Source organism: Candidatus Zymogenaceae bacterium, from assembly GCA_016931225.1.
Taxonomy (GTDB): domain Bacteria; phylum Desulfobacterota; class Zymogenia; order Zymogenales; family Zymogenaceae; genus JAFGFE01.
This window is the reverse complement of record JAFGFE010000008.1, coordinates 1-21,795: the sequence shown is the minus strand read 5'-3', so window position 1 is coordinate 21,795 and position 21,795 is coordinate 1. Positions and strand designations below refer to the sequence as shown.

The window sequence follows — 21,795 nt, the reverse complement described above, 5'->3', positions numbered from 1 at the left end:
CCGGATATAATGAATAATCGAGACCGTCTTGCACACCATTACCCGACTGTATGCCCTTAAAAAGGCCGCTTGTGAATAACTTTTTACATGCCGATTGTAAAAAAACAGTAAAAATTATTGTCCGAATCGTCACAAAAACCGACAAATATGACTCAACCTTACGATATCTTTCACATTTCGGGCTGCTTACTATTTAAGCAGAGGCGGTAAAGGCTCATGATTACGTGCTTTTTTTCTCCTTTTCACCAAATTATCCACAGGTTATCAACACCAATAATCATGAATCTGATTTGGTGTGAATAATCTGTTGATGTTTATATACCCCCTCTCCGGCAATCAATCCCCGCCCGACCCGTGCACATCAGACAAAAAACCGATACCGCATTATTCCACCCCAAACCATGTCGATCAACGCTCCCCACATCCGGCGGTGTGACAACCGGAAACGAGATCGGCATAATAGTATAATTATACCATATTTTGAGAATCTGATCGCCTGTCCATGGTCAATCCGTGAGCATCATGGATTTCTCCCTCTCGTTCGGATTCGAATACCCTTTTACCGATCAGTCTTTCTTCGCATATTGATCAACCAGTACGTACTTGGTTACCTTGCCGGTGGGCGTCCTGGGGATGGTGTCGGTAAAAATAATCCGCTTGGGCGCCTTGAAGTGGGCGATCTTGTTCCGGGCGTACTCGATCAGGTCCTCCTCGGACACGTCGGTATTGGGATCCTTGATGATCACCGCCGTCACCGCCTCGCCCCATTTCTCATCCGGCAGTCCGATGACCGCGCAGTCCAGCACCGCCTCGTGGCTGATCATTACGTCCTCCACCTCGGCGGCGAAGACGTTCTGCCCGCCGCTGATGATCATGTCCTTCATGCGGCCCGAGAGAAACAAAAAGCCCTCGTCATCGAAGTAGCCCAAATCCCCGGTATGAAACCATCCGCCTTTAAACATCTCCCGGGTCTTTTCCTCATTCTTGAAATACCCGGTGGTCACGGCGCTCCCCCGGCCGATGATCTCGCCGATCTCACCCGGGGGACAGTCCCTCCCCTGGGCGTCGATCACCCGAACGTCCGCACCCAGGTGGGGCAGTCCCACAGAGCCGGGCTTTCGGTCCTTGTCCCTCGGTTTTATCTGGGTCAGAATGCCGCTCTCCTGGAGCCCGTAAAACTCGTAGATATTGGGACACAGCTCACGCTTGACCCGCTCCTGGAGGCTTTGGGGGAAGGGAGACGCGGCGAATACCAGGCCCCGGAGGCTTGAGAAGTCATAGTCCCTGTAGTCCGGCAGGCTGAACACAATTGACGCGATCGTCGGCACCCAGTTGCTGATGGTGACCTTTTCCTCCTGGATGAGTTGAAGCATGCTGGTCTGGCCGAACTGGCACAACACGTTCTTGGCGCCCACCATCATGGACATGGCACTCCAGGCGAATCCCACCCGACCGAACACCGGAAAGACCGTCAGGATGACGTCGCTTTCACACAAGTCATGGGCCATGGCCATGAGCGGCCCGGCGGTGGCGTTGTTGTATTGGGTGAGGAGATAGGCCTTTGGAAGCCCGGTGGTGCCGGAGGTGAGGTTGAGATACTGGTAATCCTCCTCGCTCACATCCACATCCGGCTCCGTATCGTCGGATTTTGAAAGCAGTTCCTCATAGGACCCGGCGAAATCGGGTACGTCTTCGCCGGTACAGAGAAACGTCTTCACCTTCTTGAGGTCCCCCCTGATGCCCGCCACCGTGTCGGTGAACGCCGACTCGAAAATAAGATACTCGGCGTCGCAGAAATTCATCAGCTCCGCCATCTCCGCCGGCGCCAGGCGATAGTTGAGGGGAATGCCCAGCACGCCGATTTTCGCCAGGGCGAAATAGGTCTCCACGATCTCGGCCCGGTTGTACATCAAAAAGGCGCAGACCTGTTTCTTCTTCGCCCCCAGGCCCAGAAGCCCGTTGGCCAGGGAGTTGGTCCGCCGATTCATCTCCCCGTAGGTGAAGCGTCTTCCCGTGATGGCGCAGTAGACCGCTTCCCGGTCTCGAAAACGTACCGAGGCGACCTTGATGATGTTACCGACGGTCAGGGTCCCAGTGGCCTTTTTCGACGTCATGATATGACTCCTCTTGAATATGTATGGAAATAGATCAAGCGCAACGTATCGGCGCGTCAGACCTGAGTATTGGAAACGGATGGGACGCGATCGAGCAGGGATACAAGGAGTTTTCAGTCTACACGAAATTGAAATAGTATTGCTTAGTATAAAAAAAATTGTTCATTTTTGCAAGTAAAGCAGTGAACGAATCAGGTTTTCGGTGGAAAAGTCTCCTTCGGTGAGATCTTTTAGAGCGGTTTCCCTGCCGAACAGTTTGTGCATGATGTCGGCGGGCTCACATCCTTCCCGATGAAGGGCACGGGCTTCTTCCCCGATCCTTTCGAGATACTCCGCCGCCGCCAGGAGGGTCTCCCGGCCGTTTTCAAAGACGGCGCCGGTGGCCGTGAAAAGGGTGAGGGCGGGGGCGGGGTGGGTGGAAAGCTCTCTGAGGGACGCGATCATGGCGGGCACGTCCTCCTCCCGCCGAGCGGTTTTGGGTTTGGGAGCACTGATGAGATCGCCGGAAAAACACCAGCCGGTTTCCCTTTCCACCAGCGTCACGTCTCCTTTTGAATGCCCCGGCGTATGTACCACATCGAAGGAAAAGCGTGGGGTGCCGATGGTGTCTCCCAGGGGGAGGACGGCGCTTCCTTCCGGCACACCCCACACCGTCTCCTGGTAGGAGAGAATCGCCGGCGGATTCGCGATGGGGGAAACGGCGTCGGCGCGGGCGAAGATGTCGATACCGAAGCGCTCGGAAAGCAATCTGTTGGCGCCCACGTGGTCCTCGTGGTAGTGGGTATTGACGGCCGCGCGGAGGGTCTTTTCGGCCAGATAATCCGAAAGCACACCGGCGGTGTGGGCGGGGCCGGTATCGATCAACAGGCCGTCCACCAGGTAGGCGCACACCGTGTAGAGGGGATTTTCGTCCAGGGTCCGGGCCAGCCTGATCTGTGTGACGTCTCCGAAGTCTGAAGTTTCAAGGAGTGTGCCGTAATTCACATCGATACTTTCACGTTACAGTATATTCAACGAATTATAAAACCGATGAGGCTCCTGCAAAAACGGCTTTCTCTGTCATGTCTATCACGAAACACACCCAAAGGCCACCATTATTCAACCCCATCGATAAAGAGGCCGATTAAAAGAAAGAAGAGGGCGTCGAATGTCCCCGTTGCCGCCACAGAAGGAGAAAGAGGAATATTAAGGGGATGTAGAAAACAATGTTCCTCGTCATGTATCTTTTCCCAAACTTCGGATATGGACGCCGCTCCAAGAAAGTATTTATTTCTCTCTTGTATATATCCGCTTCACCGGATCACCATCTACTCCAAGGCCCCTCCTCTTATCACCCCTTGATCACCCCGATGGGCTTAAGCCGTGCGACCTTGCGGGAGAGCCCCGCCCCCTCCACCGCCGCCACCACCCGGTCCACGTCCTTGTACGCCTCGGGGATCTCCTCGGCCAGGGCGTTCTTCCCCGCAGCCATCACCAAGATGCCCTGATCCTCCAGCTCCCGGGCGATGGCGCGGCCTTGGGCCTTTTGCTTCGCCGCCTTCCGTGAGAGCACCCGCCCGGCGCCGTGGCAGGTGCTGGCGAAGGTCTCGGCCACAGCGTTCTCCGTGCCGACAAGCACGTACGACGCCGTCCCCATGTCCCCCGGTATGAGGATGGGCTGTCCCACATCCCGGTATGGCCCCGGGACCAGGGGATGACCCGGCGGCAGAGAGCGGGTGGCCCCCTTTCGGTGGACGCAGACCTCCCGCTTTTTTCCGTCTATCGTGTGCCGCTCGAACTTGGCGATGTTGTGGCAGACGTCATAGACCATGTTCATCTTGAGCTCCACCGGCGACAGGTTGAGCACCCGCATGAAGACCTCCCTCGTCCAGTGGAGCATCACCTGTCGGTTCGCCCAGGCGTAGTTTGCGGCGCAGGCCATGGCGGAATAATACTCCCTCCCCTCATCGGACCCGATGGGCGCGCAGGCGAGCTGTCGGTCCGGGATGTCGATCCCCTCACGGGCCGTGACCCTCCCCATGATCTTGAGAAAATCGTCGCACACCTGATAGCCCAGCCCCCGGGACCCGGAGTGTATCTGCACCACCACCCCATTGGTGAACAGCCCGAAGGCCCGGGCGGTCCGGTCATCGTATACCTCATCCACCACGCCGATCTCGAGGAAGTGATTGCCGCTGCCGAGGGTGCCGAGCTGATCCTTCCCTCGGGTAAGCGCCCGCTCGGATAGCGCCTCCGGCTCCGCCCCCTCCATCACTCCGCCGTCCTCGGTGCGCACCAGGTCCTCTTCACCCCCCATCCCCCGCTCAACCGCCCAGCGCGCCCCGCGGGTGAGCACACTCCTTTCGTCCTTTTCGTTCAGATGGAGACGCCCCTTCGAGCCGACCCCCGAGGGGATCGCCCGAAAGAGCTCCATGATCAGCTCTTCCAGCTTCTTTTTGATACGGCCGTGCTCCAGCTCCGTCCTGATCAGGCGCACGCCGCAGTTGATGTCGTACCCGACGCCGCCGGGGGATATGACGCCGTTTTTGATATCGAAGGCCGCGACCCCGCCGATGGGAAACCCGTATCCCCAGTGCATGTCCGGCATGGCGAGAGAATGAGTCAGAATGCCGGGGAGCGTCGCCACGTTCGCCACCTGCACCGGGCCCCGATCCCTCAGGATATCCTCTATCATCACATCGTCCGAGAAAATCAGCCCCGGCACCGCCATCCGTCCGGTTTTGGGCACCTCCCAGCGATACGCATCCCTTTGAACAAGCTCTATTTCCATCGTTTCCTTTCCGCCCGTGTGTCGGGCCGTCGCCCCCCGAACGCCCCGCGCTCACACATCGCACACGATGCGCGCAGAAACGCCCCGGTCGTCCTCTGTGACGACGAGATCGTGATAGGTGATCGCCTTGACATCGGTCGCCATGGACATCTTCATCGGGTCGAACGCCGCACAGCCGCACCGGGCGATAAGATGCATTCGGTCGATTTCAATTATGTCATGTTTCACGGCGATCACCCCCTCTCCCTGGAACAGAAAGAGGAGCTCCCTCAGCCAGTCCACCAGCAGTTCCTCGAATCCTTCCCCCTCGGCCCGGACCGTGCGATACTCGAGGTCTCCGGTCGGTACGACGCCGACCAAAACCTCCATCAACGCACGGGCGGCGGTGATGAACAAGTCGTGTATATCCCCTCCCCGCACGAAAAGCCGCACGTCCGCCGTGTGATCGAGAAACTCCCAGGATCCCATCAGAAAACCCTTCGCCGCATGTGGATGTTCAAGAGCATCCCCGTGCCCAGAAGCGTCGTCACCAGGGACGACCCGCCGTAGGAGAGAAAGGGGAGGGGGATCCCCACGACGGGGAAAAGGCCCACCGCCATCGCGATGTTGATAAACGACTGCCACAGGAACAACACCGTAATGCCCATGGCGGTGATGGAGGTGAACATGTCCTTCGCCTCCCGTGAAATGACCGTTCCCCGGACGACGTAGGCCAGCACCAGCCCCAGAAACACCAGACCGCCGATAAAACCCCACTCCTCGGCCAGCACGCTGAAAATGAAGTCGGTATGCTGCTCCGGGAGGAATTTGAGCTGCCCCTGGGTGCCGGCCAAGTACCCCTTGCCGAAAAGCTGACCGCTGCCCACGGCGATCTTGGACTGGATGATGTGATACCCCGACCCCAGAGGATCGGATTCGGGATTGAGGAAGGTGATGATCCTCTGGCGCTGGTAGGGCTTGAGGTATCGCCACCCGAAAAAGACCACCGGCGGGGCGCACACAAGCGTCGTAACCGCCAGGGCCATGTATGTCCTCGGCCGCATCCTGATCATACATATCATCGTCAAAAACAGGAGCACCAACAGCCCCGCCGATCCCAGGTCCGGCTCCATGACGATGAGCGCCGCAGGCACCGCGGTCATGGCGGCGGGGACAAGGAGGTCCCGAATCCTCAAGCCCTCCGGTCCCGTAACCGAGGCGAAATAGGACGAGACGGCCAGTATACACGAGAGCTTCATGAACTCGGACGGCTGAAAGGAGACGGGGCCGAGGACAAACCACCGATGGGCGCCGCCGGCGCCGCCGCCCAGGAAGAGTACTGCAACGAGGAGCGCCAGGTTTGCCCCGTAAATGACATAGGCGAACCTTCGTATCGTGCGATATTCGATGAAGATGACCGCCGTCATGGCCGCCAGGCCCACCAGCGCCCAGTAGGTCTGCTTGATGTAGATGGGAGTATCGCTGATGGTCTCCCTGAGGGATGCGGAATAGAGGTTGGCTAGCCCCACCACCAACAGCATGATCGTGATAGAGACGAGATACGGATCCACCCTGTCCGTTAGGCTCCTATTCATCCGAAAGCGCCCCCGTCAGCCTGAAATACTCCCTTACCACCGCCCCGGCGATGGGGGCCGACGCGGTCCCGCCGAATCCCCCGTGCTCCACCAGGACCGCCACGGCGATCTCCGGATCCTCAAGCGGCGCAAAGCAGACAAACCAGGCATGATCCCGAAGCTCATAGGGGAGATATGCGCTGCTCATCGTCCCGGCAATAACTTGGGCGGTTCCGGTCTTGCCGCAGACGTTCATACCCTCCACCCGGGCGCGCCACCCCGTTCCGCCGGGCTCGTTCACGGCGCCGTAGAGCCCCCGCTTGATCATCTCGAGGTGTTCTTCCGAGATCGGCACCGTTCCGACCTTTTCCGGTTCATAGACGGTCAACGTCTCCCCCTCGGGACTCTGTACCTCCTTGACCACCATCGGCGTATAGACGGTGCCCCCGTTGGCTAGGGCGCAAAACGCGCTCAAAAGCTGGATGGGCGTCACCAGCACGTATCCCTGGCCGATGGCGCACGAGATGGTCTCTCCCGGATACCACGGCTCGCCGAAATACTCCTCCTTCCACTGTGTCGAGGGCAATAGACCCGGCTTTTCGTTTGCCAGCGGGATGCCGGTAAGCGTGCCCAGCCCGTAGCCGCTGCAGTAAAAGGCGAGGCGATCGATGCCCACCATGTCTCCGGTCTTGTAAAAGAAGACGTCACAGGATTCCCGGATCGCCCGGTGAAGCTTGATGCGGCCGTGCCCCCCGGCCTTCCAGCACCCGAACGAATGCCCGCCGAAGTTGAAATAGCCGGGGCAATAGAGCGGCGTCTCGTCGTCGATCACCCCCTCCTCGAGGCCCGCGGTGGCGGTGAATATCTTGAACGTGGAGCCGGGGGGGTACTGGCCCGAGATGCACTTGTTCTCCAGCGGGTGGCGGGGGTCGGTGACCAGCAGGGCCCATTCATCACCGGTGACCCCACGGGCGAAGAGGGACGGATCGAAATCCGGCGCCGATACCAGCGCCAGCACCTCGAAGGTACGAGGATCCATGGCGATGACGGCGCCGGCGTATTCGTTTTCCTCCATCTGCAAGCGGGCGAATTCCTGAAGATCCGCATCGATCGTCAGCACCAGGTTGTTGCCAGGAACCGCCTCGGTTTCCCCCAAGACCACGAGCTCCCGACCGGTGGAGTCCACCTCCACATGGAGGCTTCCGTCCACGCCCCGGAGTTCCCGATCCCAGGTTTCCTCGATGCCGCGTCTGCCGATGATATCCCCCATCTCATAGCCGCCGTACCGCTCCGTCTCAAGCTCGTCATCACTGATTTCCCCCAGGTACCCGAACAGGTGCGGCGCCAGGGGGCCCCGGACATAGTCCCTGACGGGACGAACCTCCACGGTAACACCGTTAATGCGCCACAGTCTCGTCATCAGGGCCGCCAGCTCGTCCCGGGAGAGGTCCGACGCTGCCGTCAACGGTCGATACTTCGGCTGGGTCCGTCGTTCGGCTTCGAGATTTTCTCTGAGCGTCGCCTCGTCCACGCCGGTGAGGGAGGATATAAGCCCGAGGGTCTCGTTCAGGTCGTCCACGAACTCCTCGGCCACCTTCACGTCCAGGGAGGGGCGGTTGTCCACCACGATCTCGAGGTTCCTGTCGAAAAACATACCGCGAGGCGCCGGGATCTTCACGATACGAATCCGGTTGTCCTCGCTCATGACCCGGAACTCCTCGCCCCGATAGAGCTGGAGATAGGCCAGGCGGGCCGCCAGGGATATCAGGAGAAATACGGCCAGCACCCCCATCAGGCCCGTTCTGATCATCCGGGACGGCTCAGGCCGCTGGAGAAGGAACCTGCTCATCAATGACCTCGAACATCTATATCAGCGGCGCCTCCCGCCGCTCCGGCATAAACCGGGTTAGGTAGTATCCGCCCCGCTCGGGATCGATGCGCTTCAAAAGGGCCAAAAGACCGACGCCGACAAACGCCGTAACCCCGGAAGAGAAAAGGAGACGGGTGAATATCCGTGCACTCGCCCCGCACGAAACGTCCATGATGCCGTACAGGAAACACAGCACCCCCCCGAGGCTCATAACGCACGCCGCCAGGATGAGAAACTGCATGACCGGGCGATCGGCGTATATGAGCCGGGAGACGCCCCGGGCGATCAGCATCACCCATATGGTGGAGACCAGTCCCTCGCCGAAGAACGACGCGGACGACATATCCAGAATGACGCCCAGGAGCAGTGTCAGGAACACCGACAGCCCCGGGGATTTATATATGCCCAGGTACACGACCAGGATCATCAGCCACTCCACCCGAACGCCTCGGTACTCCCCGATCACCCCCGAAAGAATGACGGCGAGAAAGCCCAAGAGAAAAAAGAGCACAAGGCTCACCGCCAACCGCCCCTTTCCCTCCCCGGTATCGCTCTGGGTTATCGGCATGATTGTTCGCCCTTTTTCCGCATTGACATCATCTGACTATGATGAGTACTTCCTCCAGGGCGGAAAGCTTCGCCCGGGGTTCAACAACGATCTCCCGAAACAGGCCGTAGGGGGGAACGGTGACCGCCGCCACCTCCCCTACCAGAAGACCCTTTGGAAATATCCCCCCCATACCGGAGGTCACGATGATATCCCCCTCGGTGACTTCGGCCTGCCTGTCCACATACGACAGCTTCAAGGAGCCGTCCGCGGCCCCCTCCAGAATGCCCCGGACCCGATCGTCCTGGACGATGACGTCGACACGACAGATCTTGTCGTTGAGAAGCATAATGCGTGATGATCGAGCCGACACGGACATCACGATCCCCACCACGCCGTCGGTGGAGATCACCGGCATGTCGATGGACACCCCCGACGCGGTCCCCTTGTCTACCACGATGGAGCCGGAAAAGGGCTGTGGGTCCCTCCCGATGACCCGGGCCGGGATGAGATTGTAGGATGTCTCGTGGGTGAAGTCGAGGATGTTCTCCAGCCGCTGGTTTTTCTTCTCGGTCTCCACATAGAGAATCTTGAGGTTTTCATACTTGGAGGAGATCTTGTCCAGCGACGATTTAAGCTGTTCGTTTTCCTCCTCTACCCCGACAAGATAGATATATCTCTCCCATACCCCCACAACATCCTGATAGGCGGATACAAGAAGCCTCTGAACCGGTGATACAATCGTCAACAGCACCCCCCTGACCTCGGACAACACGCCTCCCCCTCGGTCGGGGGAGATAAGGATGAGTGCTGCACATATCAAAAGGACGATCCCCACGGCAACGGCCCTGTGTCTTTGGATGTATCGACGCATCATACCTCACATCCCGTATACAATGAAAAAGGGAAGTGTCGCGCGCGAACGGTATTGTTCTGTCTCGATCACGCCGCCTTCCCCTTCGGAAATTTCTGTGAGCCGTCAGATGATGGAGTGTTTTCTCATCCTACCGCCCCGGCGTCGTAACCATTTTCAGAAGATCGGGATCATCCAGGGCCCTGCCGCAACCGAGCACCACCATGATCAACGGATTTTCGGCGACTACGATGGGTAGCCCCGTCTCCCTGTTCAGCAGCTTATCGATGTTTTTGAGCTTCGCACCGCCTCCGGTCAACACGATGCCGTTTTCCAGAAAATCCGATGCAAGCTCGGGAGGGGTATTTTCCAGGGTGCTGCGCACCGTCTCCACAATGACCTCGATGGGCACGGAAAGGGCCTCGTTTATTTCGTCGGCGGTCACCATCAGGGTCTTCGGAATGCCGCTTCCCAGATCCCGCCCCCGTATTTCCATCTTTTCGCTTCCGTTCTCCACAATGGCCGCCCCCAGCTCGATCTTCACCCGCTCGGCGAAACTCTCGCCCAGAAGGAGATTGTATTTTCGCTTCATGTACTGGATGATGGCTTCATCCATCTTGTCGCCGCCCGTTCTCACCGACTCGGCATACACGATATCGTTCATGGAGATGACCGCCACTTCCGTGGTACCTCCGCCGATATCGACGACCATGTTCCCGGTGGGCTCTGAAATGGGAAGTCCCACACCGATGGCGGCGGCGATCGGCTCCTCGATCAGGTACACCTCCCGGGCTCCGGCGGTATAGGCCGATTCGATCACCGCCCGGCGCTCCACCGGTGTGATGCCCGAGGGAATGGAGATGATGATCCGGGGCCGAACCAGGGTCTTTCGATTGTGGGCCTTTTTGATGAAGTGCTTGAGCATGTGTTCGGCGATCTCAAAATCGGCGATGACGCCGTCCTTGAGGGGCCGAACGGCCCGGATGGATTCGGGGGTCCTCCCAAGCATCAGCTTCGCCTCACTCCCCACGGCGATGATGCGCCGCTCCCCCCGACCCCCTTCCTTGACCGCCACCACCGATGGTTCGTCGGCAACGATGCCCTTTCCCTTCAAATACACCAACGTGTTCGCTGTTCCCAGGTCGATGGAAAGATCGCTGGACATCATTCCGATGAGGGAATTCAAGACCATACACGGCTCCTTTTCTCCCATGTCCCGAACCCGCCGAAAAAAACAGTGGGCCTCGGAAAAGCAAATATATAGAAAATGTATTACTCCGATTTTTCAGGTAGTATATAGTAATTATGCTTTAATTACAAGAAATTATAATACAGTTATGCCAAATTTTGAGAAATTTTAGGAAAGCTATATAAAAATATCAAGAAAAATCGTGGTCAAAAAGTGGTTGAATTTTTCTCCCCCGTCTGATACAAAGGATGCTGTATCCACTGGAGGGAAAATTATGCTCAACATCTTGCGAAGACAGGCGGGGGCCTGGTGGATCAAGGTGCTTCTGATCGCCGTGGCTTTAAGCTTCATCATAGGATTCGGCATCCTGGGCTCTGTGCAGGACAAGGATACCAGCTGGTATGTGGCGAAAATAGACGACACCATTATCACCGTCGATGATTTTACCATGCTGTACTCCCAGGAAATAGAAACGCTCAAGGAAAAATACGGCGATGACCTGACCGAAGAGGACATCGCTGCCCTGGACCTGAAACGGACCATTCTGGAAACCGAGATCGAGAGACTCTTGATACTCAAAGAGGCACGGCGGCTGGAGCTTCCGGTATCCGACAGTGAAGTGTCGGACATCATTGCAAACTCCGTTATATTCCAAGACGGCGGGGAGTTCAACTATGAGCTCTACAGTGATATCCTCAGATATAACGGACTGAACGAGCTCCAGTTCGAAGAGATGATTCGAGAGGATTTGATGTCCCAAAAGCTCAAGGACGTGGTGTACGATTCGGTCAAGATCACCAACGAAGAGGCGGTTCTCCTATTGGGGCCCCTGGGAGTCGACATGACGATTTTTGACGAGGCCGATCCCGATACCAGGGAGTTTCTGCTCTCCCAAGCCCTCGGCATCAAGAAATATCAGGCCTACGATACATATCTGGACGACCTGATAGCCAAATCCGAGATCATCATCAACGAAGAGTACCTGGAATAACGAAGCATATGTGGTCCACATGTGACGAAAGCGGGGGAGTATTCCCCCCTTTTTTTACCGACACATCCCGTACTATCCCGGAGAAGTGATATGGCGATTTATCGTTTTGAAGAAAGAACCCCCCGAGTTTCCGATGATGCCTACGTCTCCCCCGAAGCGACCATCGTGGGTGACGTCGTGATCGGTCCCGGCTGTTTTATCGGCCCCGGCGCCCGCATCAAGGGCGATTACGGCGCCATCGTGGTGGGAGCCGAGACCTCAATACAGGAAAACTGCGTGGTTCACGCCAGGCCCGGGGAGCGCTGTGAGATCGGCTCCCGGGTGAATGTCGGCCATGGGGCCATCATCCACGGCGGCTTTGTGGGCGACGGCGTTGTGGTGGGAATGGGCGCCATTATCAGCGATTTTTCGACAATCGGGGAATACGCCATCGTCGCCGAGGGATGCGTGGTTCCCGCCAGGATGGAAATTCCGGAAAGAAAGATCGCTGTGGGGGTTCCCGCCAAGGTCATCGGTGACGTCACCGACGAAACTATCGAGATATATGAGAAATACAAGGATATTTACGCGGACCTCTCCCGGCGATACAAGACCGGCCTTGTGAGAATCAACGATGACGCGCATACGGGACACACGGATTAGACCGGCGGAGACGTTTCTGAAGCGTCACGTCAGGGGCGCGGCGGTGACAGCACTCATCCTGTCCGCCGCCATCCAGGGGCTGGATCTGCTGTTTCAGAAGACGGCACGGGAGTTCTCACTCATACAAGAAATGCTCTCCATCGAGGGGAGCCTGTTTTTGGCCACGGTCCTTGCGGCGCTGTTGGCCGTGGTCCCGAAGTCGCTCCCCCGGGCGTTGGCCCTGCTGGTGTCTCTGGTGCTTCTGCCGGGCCAGATGTATCTCGCCGTGACCGGCGGCATGGTGGTCTCATGGGGGGAGGCGGTCCTGCTGCTTGCCGCGATCCTGCTTCTGTTCTCCCTGATTCGCGCGGAACGCGGGTAATTGGTATTGACATTTATCGCCGCTTTTGATAAATTCTCTAAAACGGGATGTGAATCGGAACAACCTATGAAACTGCTGGGTGACCCCCAAGGCATTGAAGAATTGAAGTTCTTCAGTGAAAGCGACGAGAAAAAGGAATACCTGAAGCTGCTCCTGAACGAAGCAAAGACGAACACAGACAACACCACCACGTTCAAGGATAGGAACAACAGCGTTAAGTATACCCTTGTGTACAATCCCGGTTCGGGTGATTTCACCATCGATAAGGCATAATCATATACCGTGTAAACGTTCTAAACCCGGGACCGGTGGCATGAAACAGATGCCGCATGTACCGGGACATGTCAGTTCGATCCCCCCACGCGTATCTGTGCGGGGGGTTTTTCATTTCGGCCATGCGCACACTTCTTGAAACAATCTACCAATCGCTTCATGGGCATTTCGGCCACCGGAACTGGTGGCCCGGGGACACCCCCTTCGAGATCGCCGTGGGCGCCATCCTGACCCAGAACACGAGCTGGGCGAACGTCACAAAGGCCATCGACAACCTGAAGGGCGCGGGAGTGCTCACGCAATCGGCGATGGCCCGGCTCCCCCAGAACGAGCTGGAAGAACTGATCCGTCCCTCGGGCTTCTTCCGGGTCAAGGGGCGGCGCCTCAAATGCTTCCTGGATTACCTGGCCCGTGAATGGGAGGGCGACATGTCTCTTGCCTTGGCGGGCGACCTCACCGCCGCCAGGGAGCGGCTCCTCGGGGTGTCCGGCATCGGCCCCGAGACGGCGGACAGCATCCTCCTCTACGCCGGGGGCCGCCCGGTCTTCGTGGTGGACGCCTACACGAAACGGGTGCTCGTCCGCCATGATCTTGTCGATGAAACCGCCTCCTATCACGACATCCAGGCGCTGTTTATGGATCACCTGCCTCATGACGCGGAGCTCTTCAACGACTTCCACGCCCAGTTCGTGGCGGTGGGGAAGGAATACTGCCGCCCGAAGCATCCCCGGTGTTCGGAGTGTCCCCTGGAGGGGATTTTGCCGGAAAAGGAACCGATACGATCGTGACCGATACCAGTACGTGCCCCCGCCTCGACGACCGGGAGATACACGCCTTCCAAAAGATCGTGAGGGATTATTACAGACGTGCGGGGCGGTCGTTTCCCTGGCGGGAGACAACCGATCCCTATCGCATCCTGGTGTCCGAGCTGATGCTCCAGCAGACCCAGACCGCCCGGGTGGTGGAGAAATTCGTCCGGTTTACCGACACCCTCCCCGATGTCTTCAGCCTGGCCGATGCCTCGACTCACGAGGTGCTGTCTTTGTGGCAGGGGCTCGGCTACAACCGGAGGGCGCTCTATCTGAAAGAGGCCGCCGGAGTGGTGGTTCGGGAGTACAACGGCGTTCTCCCCGCCGACGGGGCGGCCCTGCTTTCCCTTCCGGGCGTCGGCCCCGCCACCGCCGGGGCGCTCCTCGCCTTCGCCTTCAACGAGCCCTCGGTCTTCGTGGAGACCAACATCCGGGCCGTATTCATCCACTATTTTTTCGAGGGGACGGACGCCGTTGCTGATCGGGACATCCTCCCCCTGGTGGAGGCCACGCTGGATAGAGAAGACCCCCGCACCTGGTACTGGGGCCTGATGGACTACGGCGTCTTCCTGAAGGAGTCGGCGGAAAATCCGGCAAAAAGGAGCGCACACCACACAACGCAGTCCCCCTTTAAGGGGTCGGACCGGGAGATCCGGGGCGCGGTGCTGGCGCTTTTGGTGGAGCAGGGTCTCATTTTAAAAGATGACATCCTGGCCCGGTTCCCGGGGGAGGCGGAACGGGTGATGCGGATCGTGGCGGATTTGGAGCGGGAGGGATTTCTGGATATCCGGGGCAACACCATCGCCCCGAAGGAGGGATAGGTAATATGCACACGATTGGGATTCTGGTCAGAACTTGTCGTTGCTCCGGGTAAGGATCAATCGTTTCCGCCCTCTTCTCTTCTCACTTCATCCAATAATAACTTTATACCTTCATTTGCTGGGTGACCCGTACTCGTATCGTGGATAGGAATTTCCTCCACCACATCCGCCAGGGTGTTCACGGCGTCGCAGGTTTTTGATACCATTATTATGAAGACCACAAAACAAACCAAATTCATAACACCAATCGACGACCTTGACGAAATTAATGCCGATACTATTACTATTATTACACTTATATATTGCGTAACTGGATAGGCTGTATACACCAGTTTATCGATCGGCTGAACTTCTGACCCGATGCCGTATCGATCAATATTTTCATTATAATACTGAACAAATCCTGGATAGAACTTGAAAATCCAATACAAATTGTATAACGGTATAAACAGTAACAGCACGGCCAACTTAGGGGGTGTATCTATCTGTTCATCATAAATAGCCGCCCACATGCGATAGTGAAACAGTATTTTGCATGTAAATAGAAGGACGCTATATAAAATAGTAATAATGAATATAATCGTGTTGTCTTCAATGACGTGCTTTAGGTTATGTCCAATTATGTACATAAGGGTATCTTCCATGATATATTCCAGAAGAGCTGCAAAAACACCGTATGTTCCAGGAATTATCTCGATAAGTAGAATAATAATGACAGCCAAAACGACGGGAGAGAGAAAGACTCCCATGAAAAACTTCTTTTCCATTCGTTTGATTTTCTGCTGCATGTAAGTCCTCCTACCTGGCTGTTTCACGCCCCTTCCTTATACACCGAAGAATATATATTGTAAACGCAAAAAGACACAGATGTATATTATATTTTCAAGAAAACATAAAAGAATTCAGCAATGCAGGAAGTTAGTCCGGGCTTTTTAGTATCGTTCAGTCACGGAACTGCGGGGCGTTGTTTCCCATCTAGTCTGTCATGGCGTTCACAGCATTGCAGGTCTGCCAAACAACCACCAGGAATACTATGTAAATAAGGATATTTACGATAATCGACATCGCCCCCGCCTCGACGAATTCCAGGATTGCACCCATGACCGATAATATCGGCATGGCAAAAAACGCATATCCTTCGATCGGCTTCACGCCCGTGTTTTGGCCGTATCTTTCTACATTCTCGTTGTAGTGTTGAACGAAGCCGAAATAAAACTTGAATATCCAGATAAAATTGTAGATTGGAACAAACAGCAGGAAAACCGCCATCCCGGGAGACGTTTTCACGCGTTCATCATAGACGGCCGCCCACATGCGATAGTGAAACAATATAAACATTATAAACATGAATATGACGTATAGTATCGCGATTGGCACAAACAAACCTTCATCTAGCTGCCTGTTTATCCCCGTAGCAGCTTGAAACAAAGAAAAAGCAATAATAATAACGGGAACAATAACGGGAGAAAGAAAGGCTCCCATGAAGAATGTCTTGTTCATTCGCTCAATGTACTTCGGCATTTTAGTCCTCCGAGTGTCAGATATCGTATTTTTCTACACGAGCCTTGAGTTAAAAACTATAGGCATGCTATCTTCACTCGCACCGTTTATATATCAACCGGAAAAACGACCGGGCCTGAAAGGCAGCCCCCCGACTGTTTAACCCGTCCGTCACGTGTCTGTTGTTCTTACGAACCACGCTCCACCGCGTCCGCCAGGGCGTTCACTGCTGTGCAGGTTCTATATACAACAACTAAAAATACAATGAATACAGCGAGATTAAAAAGACCTGCATGTATAAATAAGAAGGGTAAAAATCTCGTTAAAACGTCCAAAATAACAATCGCCAAAATCAATTTTGGAAATACACGATGCGCCAACGGTTTGAATGGCGGCACCTCAATATTATTTCTATTCAGATACATCTCGTAGTATTCCACGAAATCGGGATAAAGATTGAACATCCAGTATATGTTATAGATTGGAATAAACAGCCGTAGCACGGCGATTGCTGGTGGCGTATTTACATATTCATCATGTATGGCAGCCCACATGCGATAGTGGAACAGTATGACACATATCAACCATATACCTAGCACGGAAAAGAAATACCCCCAGAAAAGCAACATTATGTGCCGATTATTCGATATCTCTGACAACATAGAATAGTTATCATTCGATATGATTGAGAATATAACTATTCCCATCATAAGCTGTATCACCTGGGAAATTGTAGTAAAGAGAAAAATCCCCAGGAACATTCCCGTGTTCATTCTCTTAATTTTTTTCTGCATGAAAGTTTTCCGCCCGCCTGTTTCGTGTTCCCTCCTTATACACCAGAGAGTATATTTTGTAAATATAATAAAACACAAATGTATATCTTTTTGGTAGGAAAAAAATGGGTGGATTCAGGCCCACCGGGAATGCGGGTGGGATTCCCAGCGCCACTCAGTTACGAGACAACGGAACCTTTCTTCCCACATCATTCGCCAGGGCGTTTACGGCGTCACACGCCTGCCATACCACGATCAACAGCGAGATGTACAGCGCCATGAACACCATTATATTGAGAAAGGGGATGATGAACGTCAGCATAGAGAGGGCGAACAGGAGGCCGTAGACCACGAAGAAGCCCTTTTCCAGCCGGGGGACGGAAAACTCGTTTCGCTCGGCGTAGGCGCGGTATTCATCGACGAAGCCGGGAAAGGCCGCGAACACCCAGTAGATATTGAAGATCGGGATGATAAGAAACAGCGCGGCCCTCAGCGGCGTGGTTCGGGCCGATCCGTCCTGGAGGGCGGTCCATATCCGCCACACGAAGACCAGGTAGATGATCGTCGTATAAACGAGCACCGCCGCCATCACCTGCCGCCGGTACTCGTCGATATCGATCCCGAAGGCGCGAAAGATCACCCCGATCACCACCGGGAAGATGACGACGCCCAAAAATGATATCATGTAAAAGGGTTTTGACATCCGGTGCATGGTATCACTCCGCTGATTGAAATATGTATATTGTCTGGGCGATTCCTACGCCATGTGTTTTCACTTCCTCTTTCATGAGTGTATCGGTACGTGTCCATCGTCCGATCACACACACCCCGCTTCCCGGTATCCGTCATGTTGTTACCTTCCCTCCCGCCGCCGCGCCTGAAAAGCCGGTGTCGGCATCCCCGGTCTGTTTGTGCGGACTCCCCCCTCCTCAGCCGTTCCCGTTCACGTCCGATGCGGTCTCAGGACTGGATGCTTCATCCATATCCGTTCGATTTTTTCCGCCGCCGATCCACAGCACCCCGTAGTGGAGCGCCAACCCGGCCACGAACCCCACCGCCATATTCACCGTCACCGCCCCCAGCACCACCACAAGGGCGGTCAAAAGCTCCATGTCGAACCGGAGTTTTCCTGCGAACTTTGTCAGCTCGATCCCCACCATGATCAGCAGCGCCCCCAGTACCGACAGGGGAAACGCCCCCAGCACCGCCACGAGACCCGCGGCGAAGAGAAGCCCCAGGACGATCTCGCCCCCTCCCTCGATGATGTTCGCGCCGCCCGTCCGGGCGCCAAAGTAGTGCTTGCTCACGACCCCGCCTGCACCGTGACACATCGGCATGCCGCCGAAAAAGGGCGCCGCAAGGTTCATCGCCCCCATGCTCACCGAGAGCTCTTTTTCGCTCACCCGCCTCTCCGGCCAGAAATCGTTCATCAGCCCCGCGGCGGCGATGACGGCGTTTGTCGCCGTCAGCGGTATCTGGGCGAACCCCGCCTCCAAAAGCACCGGCCAGATGAGGGATGGGTCGAACATCGTCACGACCGGCGGCGTAAAGGCCACGGGACCGATGCCCGACACGTCCCCGGAAAAGAGCGCTGTCCCCACCCCCAGGACCACCAGTATAAGAGCCGCCGGGGAATGGCGAAACCGGCTCATCGCCAGGACGATCCCCAGAGAAATCACCCCCAGCACCCACTCCCCCGACATCATCCACAACCCCTTGACCGCCAGCATCACCCCCAGGGCAAGCTGCACCCCCCGGACGACGCTCTTCGGGGTGTACGCCGAAATCCGGCCCATCACGCCGCCAAGGCCCAGCACCAGCCACACCACCCCCATTACCAGCGCCGAGGTATATACCTTCTCCGGGCTCCAGGCGGCGGCGATGGCCACCACCGCCAGCACCTTCATGGGCTGGATCGGCACCGGGATGCGATAGTAGAGCCCGGTGACGATGTTCATCACCCCCAGCACCACCAAAAGCCCCGTCGGATTCATGCGGCAGACCGTCAGGTAGCCGATGACCAGGGGCAGGAGCGTCCCGAAATCCCCCACGGAGCCGGCCAGCTCCCGGAAGTTGAACTCATACGGACCTAGCTTCATGGGCCATCCCCAAACAAACCGGAACATTCGAATTCTACCACGGCGGGATGTGATGTACAATGTGTAACCATCACCCACGGGAGCCGAGCCCTTCCGGAGAGCGTCATCGCCGGTCGAAAGCAACGGAACGAAAATCATTGGAACAGCGGAGCGTCGTCGTCTCGAAAAGGATCGTCGGACTACATGATGCCCCTCCCGGGCTGAAGGAGTCGAACGAGGCGTGGTCACAGGAAGCGCGTCCGTTTTGAAATTCGATCTGCACGATCCCACCGGTCACACAATATACCCGCCGCCGCCCTCTCAGCTATTGACACCGCCGGATTAAAAATATATCTTTATCTCAAAACAAGAAGGTGTTTTTATATAACAAATTTGGTAGTATTTTGTCCGCCGATACGGTACTATTCGTAACATTCCATCACCTCATACATAACAGGAGCCGCTCGCATGGCAGTAAAGAAAATCCTCACGGTGCTCAAGTGGGTCTGCATCGGTCTTCTAACGATCATCGTGCTCTTCGGTCTGCTCGTCGCCTACTGGTATCTCCGTCCCAACCGGTCGGTGGTCGACGGAGACGTCGTGACGGACGTCTACCCGATAGCGGCCGACGAGTTTCACAACTCCAATACCGACATGATTTACTGGAGCGACGCCTTCTACCTGATCCACGCCCGGGCGCCGTTCCACTTCGCCAGCGACACCACCGTGCTGGTGCTGCTCCGCTCGGAAGACGCCCGCACCTGGGAGGAGATCGCAACGTTTCAGAACCCGGGTGAGGACATCCGGGACCCGAAGCTCGCGGTCATCAATGACCGCCTCTTCATGTACTGCCTGAAAAACCGGGATTTCAGCGCCGAGCCCTACACCACGGCGGTCACATCCAGCGTCGACGGCGTTGCCTGGGAGCCGTTGGTGGACATCGAGCACGAGGGATGGCTCTTCTGGAGGCCCAAGACCCCGGATGGGGGGAAAACCTGGTACTGCCCCGCGTACTGGCACGAGCATGGAAAATCCGCCCTGTTTAAATCCACCGACGGCGTCACATGGGAGTTCGTCTCCCAGATTTACGAGGGCGACGTCAACGACGAGACCGCCATCGTGTTCCTGCCCGACGGCCGCATTCTGGCCACCGCCCGCCTGGAAGTGGGTGGATACCTCTTCGGGGATAATGACGGCAATACGCTGATTTCCGTCTCGGAGCCGCCCTATGTGGAGTGGACCGAGAACCACAGCACGGTCACCCGGTTCGACGGCCCCCTGCTTTTTTATCGTCACGGGTTCGTCCTCGGCGTGGGAAGGTTCCACACCGGTCCGAAGCTCATCCTCAACAACACCGGCAGCATCCTGGGTAAAAAGCGGACCTCCCTGTTTCTGGTGCGGGAGGACCACATGGTCCGCCTCACCGATTTGCCCAGCACCGGCGACACCTCGTATCCGGGCCTCGTCATACGGGGCGACACCGCCTACGTCTGCTACTACACCAGCTCCGTCAACCGGGATTACCCATGGATTCTCGGCATGCTTTCGCCCTCGGACATCATGATGGCCGTCATCGACCTGGAGGCGGCGGAACGTCTGGCGGAGTCAAAGATGGAGCTTGCCGATTAGGTGATCGGGAGCAACGGGGACGCCGTGGGATCGGGGGGGGAACTCTCCCCTTCCCACGCTCTTGCCGGTGCGAGGGTCTCCCGATCCCACGGGGAAGGTGATTACTCCCCTGCTTCAATGGTGCCTCGACGCTTGTAGATGAAAATCGAGGCCGGGCGCCGCGGGGAGGATTCCCCCTCAGGGTCAATACCATGAAAAAACGAGCATGATTTCAATGGTGATCGTGCTGGGGGCCCTGCTCGGCGGCGCGTATGCCGAGCGGGAACCTTTTGCAGGACCGGAGTTCGCCATTGAGCCTCAGTTTGATTACGCCGGTACATTTCGTGAAGGTCTGGCCGTCGTGAAAGTGGGGGGGGAAATTGACGGCTTATACGGTTATATCAATATGAGCGGAGATTTCGTCATAGAACCGCAATTTGACGACGCACGCATATGCTCGGAAGGCGTGTGTACTGTGAGGGTTCGTGACAAGTGGGGATACAAAAAAACCCGCTCCAATAAGCATTCCTCTTCCGGTGCGCGTTCTTACTTTTACTCCTTGCTGACGACAATTCCACAGCCATGACACACATGGGTGGAAGAATAATCACGATATTTGCCGCTTGACAAGAAGAACGCGATTGCATATAAGAAGTAATACATACCATACAATTCATAAATTTTTTTTATTTAAATAGTATCATTAAGAGACAGAGGAATAAAAACATGGAAAACATTTTACACACGCTCCTTGCCGGTTTTATCGTTTCGATCGCATGGTTCATCGCGGGCGGCATTCTCTATATGAATCCACTCGTTGCAAAAATGTATAAAGCATTCGAAGATCATCCGAGCATGAAGAAATGGGACAGCCAAAAGAAATATCTCCTCTATATGTATCTAGTGGGAGCGCTCATTCCTTCCATAATATTTTCTTTCGTCTATGAATTTCTTAGCTGTGACAAGATTAACTTGACTTGACAGTTGAAAAGAAAGGTGGTCAGATACCTCCTGGCAAACAACTCAAAAAGTTGAAGGAGGAT

23 protein-coding genes are annotated in these 21,795 nt (G+C 56.0%); 9 read left to right on the top strand and 14 right to left on the bottom strand.

Going from position 1 to position 21,795, the window contains the following annotated elements; translation table 11 throughout:
- Positions 1-566 precede the first annotated feature (566 nt).
- The 9 genes from JW885_03375 to JW885_03335 all read right to left on the bottom strand — a co-directional run bounded on the left by JW885_03375 (position 567) and on the right by JW885_03335 (position 10,875).
- Complete coding sequence (locus tag JW885_03375) at positions 567-2,114, bottom strand: AMP-binding protein (protein ID MBN1881191.1); 1,548 nt, start codon at positions 2,112-2,114, stop codon at positions 567-569.
- 162 nt (positions 2,115-2,276) lie between these two features.
- Positions 2,277-3,098, bottom strand: a complete 822-nt coding sequence (locus tag JW885_03370) for an MBL fold metallo-hydrolase (protein MBN1881190.1) — start codon at positions 3,096-3,098, stop codon at positions 2,277-2,279.
- A gap of 346 nt (positions 3,099-3,444) precedes the next feature.
- Positions 3,445-4,878, bottom strand: a complete 1,434-nt coding sequence (locus JW885_03365; GenBank protein MBN1881189.1) for an RtcB family protein — start codon at positions 4,876-4,878, stop codon at positions 3,445-3,447.
- A 57-nt stretch (positions 4,879-4,935) separates the two neighbouring features.
- Complete coding sequence (locus tag JW885_03360) at positions 4,936-5,352, bottom strand: archease (protein MBN1881188.1); 417 nt, start codon at positions 5,350-5,352, stop codon at positions 4,936-4,938.
- Positions 5,352-6,458, bottom strand: coding sequence for a rod shape-determining protein RodA (gene rodA / locus JW885_03355; GenBank protein ID MBN1881187.1), 1,107 nt, complete (start codon positions 6,456-6,458; stop codon positions 5,352-5,354). The genes JW885_03360 and rodA overlap by 1 nt, the downstream gene beginning before the upstream one ends.
- Positions 6,451-8,286 carry a penicillin-binding protein 2 gene (mrdA, locus tag JW885_03350; protein MBN1881186.1) on the bottom strand — a complete coding sequence of 612 codons (1,836 nt, stop codon included), beginning with the start codon at positions 8,284-8,286 and terminating at the stop codon, positions 6,451-6,453. Before mrdA ends, rodA begins: the two co-directional genes overlap by 8 nt.
- Before the next feature lie 16 nt (positions 8,287-8,302).
- Complete coding sequence (gene mreD, locus JW885_03345) at positions 8,303-8,875, bottom strand: rod shape-determining protein MreD (protein MBN1881185.1); 573 nt, start codon at positions 8,873-8,875, stop codon at positions 8,303-8,305.
- A 28-nt stretch (positions 8,876-8,903) separates the two neighbouring features.
- Positions 8,904-9,731, bottom strand: coding sequence for a rod shape-determining protein MreC (mreC, locus tag JW885_03340; protein MBN1881184.1), 828 nt, complete (start codon positions 9,729-9,731; stop codon positions 8,904-8,906).
- Positions 9,732-9,858: 127 nt separating this feature from the next.
- A complete protein-coding gene (locus tag JW885_03335) occupies positions 9,859-10,875 on the bottom strand; it encodes a rod shape-determining protein (protein MBN1881183.1) in 1,017 nt (338 codons plus the stop codon).
- Between the two features lie 295 nt (positions 10,876-11,170).
- Between JW885_03335 and JW885_03330 the strand changes: the two genes are divergently transcribed.
- From JW885_03330 to JW885_03305, 6 genes are all read left to right on the top strand, one after another.
- A complete protein-coding gene (locus JW885_03330) occupies positions 11,171-11,887 on the top strand; it encodes a SurA N-terminal domain-containing protein (protein ID MBN1881182.1) in 717 nt (238 codons plus the stop codon).
- Positions 11,888-11,977: 90 nt separating this feature from the next.
- Complete coding sequence (locus JW885_03325) at positions 11,978-12,529, top strand: gamma carbonic anhydrase family protein (protein ID MBN1881181.1); 552 nt, start codon at positions 11,978-11,980, stop codon at positions 12,527-12,529.
- Positions 12,501-12,890: a hypothetical protein gene (locus tag JW885_03320; protein ID MBN1881180.1), complete on the top strand. Its 390-nt coding sequence runs from the start codon at positions 12,501-12,503 to the stop codon at positions 12,888-12,890. Before JW885_03325 ends, JW885_03320 begins: the two co-directional genes overlap by 29 nt.
- A gap of 66 nt (positions 12,891-12,956) precedes the next feature.
- Entirely contained in the window at positions 12,957-13,163 is a 207-nt protein-coding gene (locus JW885_03315; GenBank protein ID MBN1881179.1) for a hypothetical protein, read from the top strand.
- 122 nt (positions 13,164-13,285) lie between these two features.
- Complete coding sequence (locus JW885_03310) at positions 13,286-13,951, top strand: endonuclease III domain-containing protein (GenBank protein MBN1881178.1); 666 nt, start codon at positions 13,286-13,288, stop codon at positions 13,949-13,951.
- Complete coding sequence (locus tag JW885_03305) at positions 13,945-14,793, top strand: A/G-specific adenine glycosylase (GenBank protein ID MBN1881177.1); 849 nt, start codon at positions 13,945-13,947, stop codon at positions 14,791-14,793. The genes JW885_03310 and JW885_03305 overlap by 7 nt, the downstream gene beginning before the upstream one ends.
- 56 nt (positions 14,794-14,849) lie before the next feature.
- On the opposite strand, the gene JW885_03300 is transcribed toward JW885_03305, so the two are convergent.
- The 5 genes from JW885_03300 to JW885_03280 form a co-directional block, all read right to left on the bottom strand.
- A complete protein-coding gene (locus JW885_03300; protein MBN1881176.1) occupies positions 14,850-15,581 on the bottom strand; it encodes a hypothetical protein in 732 nt (243 codons plus the stop codon).
- 187 nt (positions 15,582-15,768) lie between these two features.
- Complete coding sequence (locus JW885_03295) at positions 15,769-16,314, bottom strand: hypothetical protein (protein MBN1881175.1); 546 nt, start codon at positions 16,312-16,314, stop codon at positions 15,769-15,771.
- A 167-nt stretch (positions 16,315-16,481) separates the two neighbouring features.
- Entirely contained in the window at positions 16,482-17,087 is a 606-nt protein-coding gene (locus JW885_03290; protein ID MBN1881174.1) for a hypothetical protein, read from the bottom strand.
- Between the two features lie 154 nt (positions 17,088-17,241).
- Positions 17,242-17,778, bottom strand: coding sequence for a hypothetical protein (locus JW885_03285; protein ID MBN1881173.1), 537 nt, complete (start codon positions 17,776-17,778; stop codon positions 17,242-17,244).
- Positions 17,779-17,995: 217 nt separating this feature from the next.
- A complete protein-coding gene (locus JW885_03280) occupies positions 17,996-19,165 on the bottom strand; it encodes a hypothetical protein (protein ID MBN1881172.1) in 1,170 nt (389 codons plus the stop codon).
- 447 nt (positions 19,166-19,612) lie between these two features.
- Between JW885_03280 and JW885_03275 the strand changes: the two genes are divergently transcribed.
- From JW885_03275 to JW885_03265, 3 genes are all read left to right on the top strand, one after another.
- Entirely contained in the window at positions 19,613-20,773 is a 1,161-nt protein-coding gene (locus tag JW885_03275) for an exo-alpha-sialidase (protein MBN1881171.1), read from the top strand.
- A 205-nt stretch (positions 20,774-20,978) separates the two neighbouring features.
- Positions 20,979-21,338, top strand: a complete 360-nt coding sequence (locus tag JW885_03270; GenBank protein ID MBN1881170.1) for a WG repeat-containing protein — start codon at positions 20,979-20,981, stop codon at positions 21,336-21,338.
- Between the two features lie 140 nt (positions 21,339-21,478).
- Complete coding sequence (locus JW885_03265) at positions 21,479-21,733, top strand: hypothetical protein (protein MBN1881169.1); 255 nt, start codon at positions 21,479-21,481, stop codon at positions 21,731-21,733.
- The last annotated feature ends 62 nt before the right edge of the window (positions 21,734-21,795 follow it).

Bases quoted from the DNA above. Each gene is read 5' to 3' on its own strand.
- JW885_03375 (MBN1881191.1), bottom strand. From the start codon at position 2,114: ATGACGTCGAAAAAGGCCACTGGGACCCTGACCGTCGGTAACATCATC.
- JW885_03285 (MBN1881173.1), bottom strand. From the start codon at position 17,778: ATGCACCGGATGTCAAAACCCTTTTACATGATATCATTTTTGGGCGTC.
- JW885_03270 (MBN1881170.1), top strand. From the start codon at position 20,979: ATGATTTCAATGGTGATCGTGCTGGGGGCCCTGCTCGGCGGCGCGTAT.
- JW885_03300 (MBN1881176.1), bottom strand. From the start codon at position 15,581: ATGCAGCAGAAAATCAAACGAATGGAAAAGAAGTTTTTCATGGGAGTC.
- JW885_03265 (MBN1881169.1), top strand. From the start codon at position 21,479: ATGGAAAACATTTTACACACGCTCCTTGCCGGTTTTATCGTTTCGATC.
- JW885_03325 (MBN1881181.1), top strand. From the start codon at position 11,978: ATGGCGATTTATCGTTTTGAAGAAAGAACCCCCCGAGTTTCCGATGAT.
- JW885_03310 (MBN1881178.1), top strand. From the start codon at position 13,286: ATGCGCACACTTCTTGAAACAATCTACCAATCGCTTCATGGGCATTTC.
- mrdA (MBN1881186.1), bottom strand. From the start codon at position 8,286: ATGAGCAGGTTCCTTCTCCAGCGGCCTGAGCCGTCCCGGATGATCAGA.
- JW885_03275 (MBN1881171.1), top strand. From the start codon at position 19,613: ATGGCAGTAAAGAAAATCCTCACGGTGCTCAAGTGGGTCTGCATCGGT.
- JW885_03330 (MBN1881182.1), top strand. From the start codon at position 11,171: ATGCTCAACATCTTGCGAAGACAGGCGGGGGCCTGGTGGATCAAGGTG.
- JW885_03280 (MBN1881172.1), bottom strand. From the start codon at position 19,165: ATGAAGCTAGGTCCGTATGAGTTCAACTTCCGGGAGCTGGCCGGCTCC.
- rodA (MBN1881187.1), bottom strand. From the start codon at position 6,458: ATGAATAGGAGCCTAACGGACAGGGTGGATCCGTATCTCGTCTCTATC.
- JW885_03295 (MBN1881175.1), bottom strand. From the start codon at position 16,314: ATGCCGAAGTACATTGAGCGAATGAACAAGACATTCTTCATGGGAGCC.
- mreD (MBN1881185.1), bottom strand. From the start codon at position 8,875: ATGCCGATAACCCAGAGCGATACCGGGGAGGGAAAGGGGCGGTTGGCG.
- JW885_03290 (MBN1881174.1), bottom strand. From the start codon at position 17,087: ATGCAGAAAAAAATTAAGAGAATGAACACGGGAATGTTCCTGGGGATT.
- JW885_03360 (MBN1881188.1), bottom strand. From the start codon at position 5,352: ATGGGATCCTGGGAGTTTCTCGATCACACGGCGGACGTGCGGCTTTTC.
- mreC (MBN1881184.1), bottom strand. From the start codon at position 9,731: ATGATGCGTCGATACATCCAAAGACACAGGGCCGTTGCCGTGGGGATC.
- JW885_03315 (MBN1881179.1), top strand. From the start codon at position 12,957: ATGAAACTGCTGGGTGACCCCCAAGGCATTGAAGAATTGAAGTTCTTC.
- JW885_03320 (MBN1881180.1), top strand. From the start codon at position 12,501: ATGACGCGCATACGGGACACACGGATTAGACCGGCGGAGACGTTTCTG.
- JW885_03335 (MBN1881183.1), bottom strand. From the start codon at position 10,875: ATGATGTCCAGCGATCTTTCCATCGACCTGGGAACAGCGAACACGTTG.